This is a genomic window from Methylobacterium tarhaniae (assembly GCF_001043955.1).
In the GTDB taxonomy this organism is placed as follows: Bacteria; Pseudomonadota; Alphaproteobacteria; order Rhizobiales; family Beijerinckiaceae; genus Methylobacterium; species Methylobacterium tarhaniae.
This window is the reverse complement of the sequence record NZ_LABZ01000110.1, coordinates 1-1,215: the sequence shown is the minus strand read 5'-3', so window position 1 is coordinate 1,215 and position 1,215 is coordinate 1. Positions and strand designations below refer to the sequence as shown.

1 protein-coding gene is annotated in these 1,215 nt (G+C 68.1%); it reads right to left on the bottom strand.

Features of this window, described 5'->3' with window-relative positions; genetic code table 11:
• Positions 1-951, bottom strand: a 951-nt coding sequence (locus VQ03_RS15850) for an amino acid permease (RefSeq protein WP_048451861.1), incomplete at its 3' end; no start/stop codon positions are given.
• Positions 952-1,215 lie beyond the last annotated feature (264 nt).

Genomic DNA, 1,215 nt, shown 5'->3' with positions numbered 1-1,215 from the left:
GGCGGTGGCGACCGGGGCCGCATCGCCCTTCATCGACGCGTAGGGGACGAGGCCGGTGAGCACCGCCGCGAAAGCGATGTAGAGCACGGTGCAGATCGCGAGCGAGCCGAGGATGCCGATCATCATCGTGCGCTGCGGGTTCTTCACCTCCTGCGCCGCCGTCGAGACCGCGTCGAAGCCGATATAGGCGAAGAACACCACGCCGGCCGCCCGCATGATGCCGCTCCAGCCGTATTCGCCGAAGGTGCCGGTGTTCTCCGGGATGAACGGGACGTAGTTCTGCGCCTTGACGTAGAACAGGCCGACCCCGACCACGATCAGCACCACTGCGACCTTCACCACCACGATCACGCTGTTGACCCGGGTCGATTCGCGAACGCCGCGCATCAGGAGCAGCGAGATCAGGCACAGGATCAGGACGGCCGGCAGGTTGACGAGGCCGTGGACGGTCGAGCCGTCGGCGAACTGCACCGTCTCGAACGGCGAGTGCAGCAGCCGCGGCGGCAGCGTGATGCCCCAATCCTGCAACAGGGTGGCGACGTATTTCGACCAGCTCACCGACACGGTGGCGGCCCCGACCGCGTATTCGAGCACCAGGTCCCAGCCGATGATCCAGGCGACGAACTCGCCCATCGTGGCATAGGCGTAGGTGTAGGCGCTGCCCGAGACCGGGATCATGCTGGCGAGCTCGCTGTAGCACATGCCGGCGAGCGCGCAGCCGATGGCCGCGATGGCGAACGAGAGCACCACCGCCGGCCCGGCATTCTCCGCTGCCGCGATGCCGGTGAGCGAGAACAGGCCGGCGCCGATGATCGCCCCGATGCCGAGCCCGACCAGGCTCAAGGGCCCCAGCGTCCGCTCGAGGCTGTGGCTGCCGCCCTCCGCGTCCTGCCGCAGGCGGTCGATCGGCTTCGTCCGCATCAGCCCGTCCGCTCCGCTCTCCCGTGCCATCGCGCGTCCTCCGAGATTCGTTAAGGGCTAGAACGCAGCGTCATCGCCAAAGCTGCACCCTGCTGAGCGTCGGCGCTGCGGAAGGGAATGGCTGCCCCGCGATCGTCTCGGCCGCGACGCATCGGCCGCTTGCCGAGCCGCCTTCCGCTTCAATATCCTTTCGGCAACAGACGTGAGGAGGACGCCCCCATGTGCCGGATCTTCGCCGAGCAGACGCCGGAGCGCTACGCCTACGAGACGCGCTCGCTGCGGATCGGCGGGCAC